At 69.4% G+C, this 5,529-nt stretch carries 5 protein-coding genes and 2 pseudogenes; 3 read left to right on the forward strand and 4 right to left on the reverse strand.

Features of this window, described 5'->3' with window-relative positions; all coding sequences use genetic code 11:
- Positions 1–200 (forward strand): annotated as a pseudogene (locus tag ACWCO2_RS36585) (transposase); the annotation flags it as partial.
- A gap of 336 nt (positions 201–536) precedes the next feature.
- On the opposite strand, the gene ACWCO2_RS36590 reads toward ACWCO2_RS36585, so the two are convergent.
- Positions 537–1,160: a response regulator transcription factor gene (locus ACWCO2_RS36590; RefSeq protein ID WP_450132390.1), complete on the reverse strand. Its 624-nt coding sequence runs from the start codon at positions 1,158–1,160 to the stop codon at positions 537–539.
- A 270-nt stretch (positions 1,161–1,430) separates the two neighbouring features.
- Here ACWCO2_RS36590 and ACWCO2_RS36595 point away from each other — a divergent pair, with 270 nt between their 5' ends.
- The gene (locus ACWCO2_RS36595; RefSeq protein ID WP_450132391.1) at positions 1,431–2,702 is read left to right on the forward strand and encodes a COG1470 family protein; all 1,272 of its coding nucleotides are present in this window, start codon (positions 1,431–1,433) and stop codon (positions 2,700–2,702) included.
- 119 nt (positions 2,703–2,821) lie between these two features.
- Here the strand turns inward: ACWCO2_RS36595 and ACWCO2_RS36600 are convergent.
- From ACWCO2_RS36600 to ACWCO2_RS36610, 3 genes and pseudogenes are all read right to left on the reverse strand, one after another.
- A pseudogene (locus ACWCO2_RS36600) lies at positions 2,822–3,250 on the reverse strand (dioxygenase); the annotation flags it as partial.
- A gap of 55 nt (positions 3,251–3,305) precedes the next feature.
- A complete protein-coding gene (locus ACWCO2_RS36605; protein WP_450132392.1) occupies positions 3,306–4,040 on the reverse strand; it encodes a hypothetical protein in 735 nt (244 codons plus the stop codon).
- On the reverse strand, positions 4,037–4,309 hold the full coding sequence (locus ACWCO2_RS36610; RefSeq protein ID WP_450132393.1) for a hypothetical protein: 273 nt from the start codon (positions 4,307–4,309) through the stop codon (positions 4,037–4,039). Before ACWCO2_RS36610 ends, ACWCO2_RS36605 begins: the two co-directional genes overlap by 4 nt.
- Positions 4,310–4,864: 555 nt before the next feature.
- Between ACWCO2_RS36610 and ACWCO2_RS36615 the strand changes: the two genes are divergently transcribed.
- Positions 4,865–5,452: a hypothetical protein gene (locus tag ACWCO2_RS36615; RefSeq protein WP_450132394.1), complete on the forward strand. Its 588-nt coding sequence runs from the start codon at positions 4,865–4,867 to the stop codon at positions 5,450–5,452.
- The last annotated feature ends 77 nt before the right edge of the window (positions 5,453–5,529 follow it).

The raw sequence follows: 5,529 nt of genomic DNA on the forward strand, positions 1-5,529 counted from the left end.
GCTACCTGACCGACCTGCCACCCACCGCCGCCACCCCAGCTGACCTGGCGGAACTCATCCAGGGCCATTGGGCGATCGAGAACCGCCTGCACCTGGTCCGTGACGTCGCCTTCGACGAAGACCGCCACCGGGCCCGCACCGGCAACGCACCCCAGAACTTCGCCATCCTCCGCAACACCGCGATCACCCTGCACCGCCAGCACGGAGCCACCGACATCCGCCCCGCACTCCGCGCCGGCAACCGCAAACCCGAACGACTCCTGAACCTACTGCCCGAAACGACCTAAACCAGACAGATCAACTTTGCACGCGCCCTGGGTCAGTGCCCGTCTTTGATCCTTGTTCTTGGTCTTTTGTTCTGATGCGCCGTTAGGCGCATAGCCCACCCTCGGCGCTTGCACCGCCGCGGGTTCTCAGCGTTCGCCTGGCGAGGACGGCCCAGCCGCCGTGTATTGGCTTGGGCACCCGCAGTCCAGGCGGGCGCTGAGGTTCCGCTACCGGCACCGCTACGCAGAATGAGTTCGTCAGACAGCCTCTCAGATCAGGCCTTGCCGCATGGCGTAGCCGACGGCGTGCGCCCGGTTGCGCAACTGCAGGCGCGTGGTGACCTCCTGGAGGATGTTCTTCACGGTACGTTCGGAGTAGGACATCTTGGTGGCGATTTCCCTGGTGTCGAAGCCATCGGAGATCAGGCGCAGCACTTCGCCCTCCCGCGCCGTCAGCGTCGACAGGGTGGCGCCGGCGGCCGCGGAAGCGTTGCGCTGCAAGCTGCCCACGTGATCGAGCAACCGGCCGAGCATGTCGCCGGGCAGCATCCCCTCGCCGCGGATCAGCGCTGTGATCAGCCCGACGATCCGGTCCTGATCCGCGTCGCGGCGGCGCAGCACGGCGGCCACCCCGTACTCGATGGTGGTTTGCAGCGAGTCCTGCTCGAACTCGCCGACGATGAGCCCGGTGCGGACGGACGAAGTGCGCTGCAGTCTGCGGAGCAACTGCCCGGATGTTTCGTCCAACCGGTCGACCACGACCAGCGAAACCTCGGCGCGATCCTCCTCGTCGGGTCTGAGCACCTCCACCTCGGGGCGTGGGCGCAGCTGGTGGGTGACGCCGGTCTTCAGGATCGGGTCGGCTGCGTAGACAGCGACCGGAACTCTCGTCATCGGCTCTCCTCCCTAGAACCTCGCCTTTCCAGTGTTACGCGATCTCGGGGTGATGGGGGACGGCCGTTCGGGCATGAAGATTCCCGCACTCGTCCGGTTAGGGCGGTTTTGCGTCACATCTGAGCGGAGTTGGCTTGTCGCGCAAGGAATTCTGGTAATGGAAACTGACACGAGGGCAGGTCGGCGATGTCGCTGCGGGCAGTCGCGCTGCCCCTGCGCTGCCCTCGGTGCTCTGCCTCCGAAGGTGCGGGACGCCTAGGTTTTCGCTGTGTGACGACATATGCCGAGCTCGACAGCGAGCGAGTGGAGGTAAGCCCGGGCGGTGAGGCGACCGCGACTCTCACCGTGCGCAACGACACCGATATCGTCGAGGCGTACGAGTTCGAGGTGGTGGGCGAGTGTTCTGCCTGGGTGACGGTGGAACCCGCCAGGCTGCCCGTTTACCCGGGGGCGCAGGGCATCGTCACCGTGGTCCTGCGCCCGCCCTTGTCGTCCCAGGTGTGGGCCGGGGAGGTTCCGCTCGCCGTCCGGGTCGTTCCGGTGGAACAGCCCGATCTGGTGGCCGTGCCGGAGATGACCGTCGTCATCACGCCCTTCCACCGGTTCCGGGCCTCGCTCACCCCGCAGCGCCGCCGGGCGTGGCGCAGCGGCCGGTTCCAGGTGTCGCTGCACAACCAGGGCAACACGCTCGTCGCGGTTCCGCTGGCGGCGACCGATCCCGCGGAGGAACTGCACTTCTCGTTCGATTCGGCGCACGTCGAGCTGGAGCCCGGTGAACGTGCGGAGATCCGCTTGCGGGCTCGGGCGGGCGGTCTCATCTGGTTCGGCAAACCCGCCAGCAAACCGTTCCAGGTCAAGGCATCCACCGGGGCGGAGACGCCATTGGGGGAGCCGCCGGGGCTGGAGGAGCTGGATGGGGAACTGGTCCAGCTGCCCCTGCTGCCGCGGTGGTTGCTCGGTCTGCTGGCCCTGCTGCTGGCGTTGTTGCTGCTCTGGTACGGCCTGGCGCTTCCCACGCTGAAGTCCGCTGCGCAGGAGGCCGCGCAGCAGCGGGCGGAGCAGTTGGCCAAGGAGGGCAAGCTGGCGCCACCGCCGCCACCTGCGGACCAGCCGAAACCCGAAGAGCCGGGGAACGGTGAGCCACCCCCGCCACCCCCGCCGCCCGGAAATCCGGCGCAGACCGACGAGCAGGCTTCGGCCACCATCGAGGTGCGGACGAAACCCGGCGGTACCGGGAGCAGCCCCTACACTGTCCCGGACGGTCAGATCTTCTACGTCACCGACCTGGTCCTGGCGAACTACCAGGGCGACGAAGGTGTGCTCACCATCGACTTCAACGACCGAACCATCACCACGATCGCGCTGGAGACGTTCCGCAACCAGGACTACCACTGGGTGACGCCGATCAAGATTCCGAGCAAGGCGAAGATCGTGGCAACGGTGCGATGCGCCCGTCCAGGAACCCCGCCGTCCGGCCCACCACCGTCCCGTTGCGTCCAACAGCTCAACGTCAGTGGCACTGTCAGCCCCGAGCCGCGCTGAAGCCCGTCCCGTGATGGCGCTGAACTGAGTCGTAACGGATTATCCTGACGATTCCTCGGTTTCCGTAAATGTCTATTGCGGACGGTAGGGCATCGGCTCGATCGTGGCGCCACCGAGGGGGCGCCGCCGGTGGAGGTGACCTGGCCGCTCCACACCATGGGCGTCCCGGCCTCGCCGTCGCGCATCGGGATGGTGCCCTTCGCGCCGCGCTCGGGGGCGTTCGGCACGTAGTAGGGACCTTCGATGGTGCCCTTGCTGCCCTCGCGGTGGTCGGTCGCGACCTCCTCGACGACGTGCTCGACCCACACGTCGAGGAAGAGCGGCCACTCGCCGTCTTCGCCGACCTGGATCAGCCACGCCTTGAGCGCGTTGTACTCGTCGTAGCTGACCTTCTCCTCGCGGATGGTGTCGTGGACGGCCTGCAGCACGCGGCGCGCGAGCTGGTCCAGCCGCGCGGGCGGCGTGTTCTCGACGGCTGCGAACGGCGACTTGTCGGAGTGGAAGCGCTCGGTGGCGCTGGCGCCCGAGGCAGCAGCGGTGGCGGTTTCGGACGTGGTTCCAGGCGCACATCGACCAGACGATCGCCTCGTCGCCGATGCACCACTACGGCACGCTCGACGAGCAGGCCGCGGCCATCACGTTCCTCGCCTCCGACCTGCTCCACGACGCGGTCCTCGCCGCCGCCCGGCGCGTGGTCCGGCTCGACGGGCTGACCGCAGACGATGTCGCCGCACTCGCCGAGCAACGTGGCGTCGTCTTGCAGCGCATCAGGTGGAACGGCTGGTCCGCCACGCAGGCGGCCGGGTCCGCGACGTCGTCGAGATCCTGGACGAAGTACCGGCCGCCGACTGGTCCTCTCCGCACTTCTCGCTCCCGGCGCCCGCGACGGCGGCACGCGCGATCCGCGCCCGGCTCGAAACCCTGCCGACGCAAGCACGCCAGGTCGTAGCGGCCGTCGCGGTCCTGGAGGCCGCCGATCGCCAGGCCAGGGCCGTCGAGGTCGTCGACGCAGGTCGCGTCGCCGGCGTGACGTCCGTGGCGCCGGCGGTCGACCGGGCCTCCCAGGCTGGGCTGCTGACGCTGCTCGACGAGCACGGTGCGTGGGCGCGCCTGCCCGATCCGGTAGCGCGGCGCGCCGTGCTCGACGAACTCGGTCCACTCCGCCGATCCGAGCTGCACTCGGTGGCGGCGGACGTCGTCGCCGATCCCGCGCTGACGCTGCGACACCGGTGGTTCGCCTCGCCCCGGCCGGACGCGGAGATCGGCGATCGCCTCGAGGAACTCGCTGCCGAGCGCGCCCACCAGGGCGCTTGGGGCGACCGCAGCCGACCTGCTCATGCTCGCTTCGCAGGCGCGGTGCCCGGCTGCTCCGGGCGGTCGACGCGCTCGTGGGAGCGGGCGAAGTGCCCCGCGCCTCCCGCTACCTCGCCCAGCTCGAGTCGTTGCGCGAAACCCCGCTGCGCAACGCCGTCCTCGGCTACCTCGCGGTGGTCCGGGGCCGGCCCGCCGAGGCGGAGAACCTTCTCTGCCGCGCTTGGGAACTGGTCAACGCTCGCCGGGACCCGAGCACGGCTTCTCTCATCGCTCAGCGCTACGTGCTCCACCACCTGGCGCGCTGCCGACCCCGGAGCCTCGTCGAGTGGGCGGACCGGGCCATCGAATTGGTGGAGCCAGATGAGCCGACGGCCGTCGAGGCCGCCGCTATTCGCGGACGGCGTCGCACCGATCGACGGCACCGATGTCGCGCTCCGCGGCTACCCCGCGCTGATGGAGCGGGTTCCGGAGGGACCAGTCGGGCAGCGGGTCACGATGTCTGCCGGGTGGTTGCACCTGGCAGCCGACGCTCCTGAGCGTGCGCGGGAAGAGCTCGAAAGCGTGCTGCCGACCGACTTCCTCGGCGGCTCGCTGCGCATTTCCCTGTGGGCGCACGGATGGCTCGCCCGAGTCCAGTTCATGACAGGGGAGTGGGCCGACGCGCTGTGGACCGCTACTGCCGGCGTCGAGCTCGCCGAGCGCTCCGGGATGAACCTGCTCGTGCCGTTGCTGGCCTGGACCCGCACCCAGGTGCACGCCCTGCGGGGCGACTGGGAGAGGCCGAACGCTCCCTGCGCGCCGGAGATGCCGGCGCTCGGGACTACGAGATCATGCGCGTTCCGGCGGCCATGGCACGGGCTGCGCTCAGCGAGGCACGTGCGGACTACGCCGCCGTGGTGCGCGCGCTCGAGCCGCTCTCGCAAGCTTGGGCCAGGGACTGGGTCAGCCAGCCCGGATACTGGCCGTGGGCCGACGTGTACGCCAATGCCCTGGTCCTCATTGGACGGTCGGACGAGGCCGATGCATTTCTGACCCACCACGAGGAGATCGCTGATGCGCGAGGACACGCATCGGCCCGCGCGCGGCTTGCCTACGCCCGTGGACGGTGGCACGGCATGCGGGGCGACCTCGGCGCCGCGCGGGCATCGTTCGAGCGCGCGATCACCCTGCTCGAGCCGCTGCCGCTCCGCTACGACCGGGCGCGCGTGCACTTCGTCTTCGGCCAGACCCTGCGCCGCGCCGGGCGACGAGCCGAGGCGGACGCCGTGATCACGACCGCACGCGACTCCTACCTCGCGCTCGGCGCGGACACCTACGTCGCGCGATGCGACCGAGAACTCGCCGCGGGCGGGAAGAACGTCGTGCGCGGGCACCGGGAGTTCGACGAACTCACGCCCCAGGAAGAAGCCGTTGCCGGCCTAGAGCGTGTCTCTTAATTCCGGGAAACGGTGCGGCAGAGCATGATGGTGCTTGCGAGCAGGACACCGCCGAGGAAGGTCAAGGCGTACTTGTC

This window comes from Saccharopolyspora sp. NPDC002376 (genome assembly GCF_053593195.1).